The 4,024-nt window shown below is 35.7% G+C and carries 3 protein-coding genes; all 3 read right to left on the bottom strand.

Annotated features, from left to right (window positions below; translation table 11 throughout):
• Positions 1-53: 53 nt before the first annotated feature.
• Genes P0N36_RS14645 through P0N36_RS14635 form a run of 3 tightly spaced genes read right to left on the bottom strand, consistent with a single transcriptional unit; the run spans position 54 to position 3,998 of the window.
• Positions 54-2,243 carry an alpha-galactosidase gene (locus tag P0N36_RS14645; protein WP_275843610.1) on the bottom strand — a complete coding sequence of 730 codons (2,190 nt, stop codon included), beginning with the start codon at positions 2,241-2,243 and terminating at the stop codon, positions 54-56.
• Positions 2,244-2,265: 22 nt separating this feature from the next.
• A complete protein-coding gene (locus tag P0N36_RS14640; RefSeq protein WP_275843609.1) occupies positions 2,266-3,096 on the bottom strand; it encodes a carbohydrate ABC transporter permease in 831 nt (276 codons plus the stop codon).
• A gap of 11 nt (positions 3,097-3,107) precedes the next feature.
• Positions 3,108-3,998, bottom strand: a complete 891-nt coding sequence (locus tag P0N36_RS14635; protein ID WP_275843611.1) for a carbohydrate ABC transporter permease — start codon at positions 3,996-3,998, stop codon at positions 3,108-3,110.
• Positions 3,999-4,024: the final 26 nt, after the last annotated feature.

Here is a 4,024-nt window from a genome sequence, read left to right as displayed (position 1 = left end):
AATATGAAATCTTTGGAAGATATTATAATTATACACTTATGGCTTTTATTTGTCTACTGCACCTTGACCAAATGCACTTGCCATGTTTGGTATTCATTCGTCATAAAAGGCATTGGTAGACCTGCACACATAAGTGCCTTACCACTATATCGCTTCTTAGTATTCATATCTATATAGTCGTACTTAGGTAAAAGTCCCTTGAATTTCACATACTGTGCAGGCATATTACCATGAATTTCCAATGTGACACTACACAAGAGGGCTTCGCTTCCATCTCGTCGAGCGTATTGCCATGCAGCAAATTGTTGTTTGTCTTGTGAACTCGTCAATCTATAATAGTCACCTTTATGGATTAAATCCCAATACTTGTGAAAATATACAATTTGTTTCTTGACTTGGTCTTTTTCTATAGTCGTAATCTTATTCAAATCCAGTTCATAGCCAAAACTACCCACCATTGCCACGTTAGCTCTTGTTTCAAAAGGTGTTGTCCTTCCTGTCTGATGATTGGGTACAGCAGATAAATGAGAACCGAAGGTTGAGATTGGATATGCAAAAGAAGTCCCTTCTTGGATTCGAATCCGATCAATGGAATCCGTATTGTCACTTGTCCATATTTGTGGAGAATAGTATAACATTCCCGCATCAAACCTGCCACCCCCACCACTACAACTCTCAATAAGTAAATTCGGATACCGCTGTACTATGCGTTCAAGGAGATTATAGAGACCTAACATATAATGATAGAGCACTGCACCTTGATTGGATGTTCCACTTCTTGAGTATACATCTGAAATACTTCGATTGAAGTCCCATTTAATATATTCAATATTGGCACTGTCAAGTACATTGCAAATCTTCCCATATATATAATCAACAACTTCAACTCTTGAATAATCCAATACCAACTGAAACCTCGAACGGATTGGATCTCTATTAGGAATAATGAATGCCCACTCCGGATGTTCACGATATAGTTCACTGTCTTCATTAACCATTTCCGGTTCAAACCATAAGCCAAATTTCATACCCATTTCATTAATTCGATTAACAAGTGTGTGTAAACTGCAACCAAGTTTTTTTTCATTGACTGTCCAATCTCCAAGACCACTCATATCTCCATCTCTATTACCAAACCAGCCATCATCAAGCACTAGCATTTCAACCCCAAGTTCAACCGCTTGTTCTGCAATGTCAATAATTTTTTTTCCATCATAGTCAAAATAAGTTGCTTCCCAATTATTAATAAGTATTGGTTTTGGCATTGATTTGTACTTGCCTCTAATAAGATTATTACGAAAAATATCATGATAGTTATGTGTCAACTTCTCTAATCCAACACCCGAAAATGTCATCACCACTTCCGGAGTATAAAAAGAAGCTTCAGTTTTTAATTGATATGAGAACATTTCGTCCTGTAAGCCCATAGTAACACGTGTCTGATTGTATTGGTCCAGCTCAATTTCCGCCTTAAAATCACCACTATATACGAAGCATAAGCCGTAACAGTTGCCATGGTCCTCTGTTGTTTTTGATTCGGCAATAATCAAAAAAGGATTGTATTGATGACTCGAAGCACCTCTCTTACTACCAACGCCTTGTATACCATGAACTATTTTCGATCTTTGTGTTTGACGTTCCATTGTATGCCGGCCATGAAAACCATACCAATCATAATCGCCATATAGAAAATCAATATTTGCTGATAGTACTTTTTCTAAGAATAATGCTTCCTTGCTACAATTTACCACCCGCACACTTCTCGTGATAATATCCGTATTTTCAATAACACCGTAATACAATGTCACCTGAAGTTGATTTGTTGCATCTTCAAGAAAAACCTCAAGGGTATCGGATTCATCTTTATTTGCATATATACTCGGTAATCCTGGAATATTATATTTTCCCTTTGATATATTGTGCCCTTTATAACGTAAATCGCAGCTATAAGTACCATTCGTATTTTTTATAGTCATACAGGTAATCCGATAGTCACCCGTTCCGTCTGTTGGATATTCTTGTGGAAGAGCATCTAATGAATATGTTTTATCTAGACCGGCTTCATATGGGTTCCCTGAAAAACCTCTATCCATATACCTTATCAGATAGTCCATCTCGTCCTTAATTCTACTCCCATAATACAGATGCAGCAGATGTCCAAATTGACCCACTTGCATTTGATACGTTGAGTGTCGCGTATGAAGTGAAAATATCATACTTTCATTATTGAAATCTATAGCCATTTTTTCATCCTCCAAAAAGTCTTTATAATTTACCCCCAGATGTTGCTATACCTTCAATAAAATTCTTCTGGAAAATTATATATAATACAACCATAGGTATACATGCAATAAGAGCAGCTGCCATGAGTTCCGGGAAATTCGATACATATTGTCCTTGCATTTTGGCTAATGCAGAGGCTAATGTCGATTTGTCTTTATCAAGATTTACAATCATTGGCCACATCAAATCTTTATAAGCAAAAACTGCAGTAAATATGCTAAGGGCTACCATGGCTGATTTTGTTAATGGTGCCATGACAAACAAAAATGTCTGTCCGATGTTACATCCATCAAGGTAAGCAGCTTCCTCAAGTTCCTTGGGTAATCCCATAAATGACTGTCTCATTAAAAACTTTCCAAAGGCTGTTACAAGTCCTGGGAATATCAATGCAAAAATTGTGTTTAACATTCCCATATTACTAATCATGATGTATTGAGGTATAACAAAAATCTGTCCCGGAATCATCATCTGAAATAGCACCAAGGAAAACGCTATGTCCCTTCCTTTAAACTGTAATCGACCAAATGCATAGCCTGCTAAAGTTGCTGTTAACACTGCCGCCAAAATACGTCCTGCAATCATCAACAGTGTGTTTACATAAAGTATGACAAAATTCATGTTATCCAACACCCTCTTAAATGCTTCAAATCTCCAAGTAGAGGGCAATATAACAAATGGATCAATATTTGTTGTTTCAGTTATTGACTTAAATGCGGTCAAAATCATCCATATAAATGGTATAAGCATTATAAAAGAACTCATTAACAAAACAGCATAAATTAATATTTTCAAAAAATAATCTTTTGATTTCATTTTGATTCCCCCTAACTGTAGTGAACCCATTTTTTCTGTGCATATATTTGAATGCCAGTAATCAACATAATTACTAAAAGCAATAAGACCGCTATCGTTGCACCATAACCTTTATTGCCATAGGTAAACGAGTATTGATAGAATAAATATACCAAGGATTGGGTTTTTTCGATTGCCGGGTTTGTTTCCGTCATTACCATGTAAATCAGATCAAATACTTGAAATGCTGCTATCATTCTTGTCACACTGACGAAAAAAATACTGGGTGAGAGCAATGGAATTGTTATATGAAAGAACTGGTTGATACCACTAGCACCGTCAATTCTTGCTGCTTCATAGTAGTCTTTTGGTATTTCTTGTAACCCTGCAAGAAAAAGTACAATGTTATAACCTACTACTGACCATATTCCAATTACGGCTATTGAGTATATAGCAATTCTAGGGTCTGATATCCATGCAACATCTAAATTAAAAACATTATTCAGTAGACCAAATTGTGAATTGTACAACCACCGCCATACCATAGCGATAGCTGCCGGAGCAGCTATCATAGGTAGGAAGAAAATTGTTCTAAAAATGGATTTTCCTTTGATTTTTTGATTCAATAATACAGCAATTATAAGTGCGATTACTATTGAAACCGGAACTTCTACTATGACATATCTAATAGTATTCCATAAGGACTGCCAAACTTCAGTGTCTTCAAACAGTTTTGAATAGTTTTGTAGGCCGATAAAAATATTACCTTTACCAAAATCTCCTGTTTTATAGAAACTTTGAAAAATAGTTCTGAAAATTGGGATGATATTCAAAATAATAAGTCCTATCATCGTTGGCAATATAAATAGCCATCCCCAAAGAAACTGTGCCTTTCTTTGTTTATTATTATTGATTCTAGACATCATTCCAACCTCCTTATCATAATCTC

It is taken from the genome of Petrocella sp. FN5 (assembly GCF_029210395.1).
Taxonomy (GTDB): domain Bacteria; phylum Bacillota; class Clostridia; order Lachnospirales; family Vallitaleaceae; genus Petrocella.
This window is presented reverse-complemented; position numbering and strand designations above follow the sequence as displayed.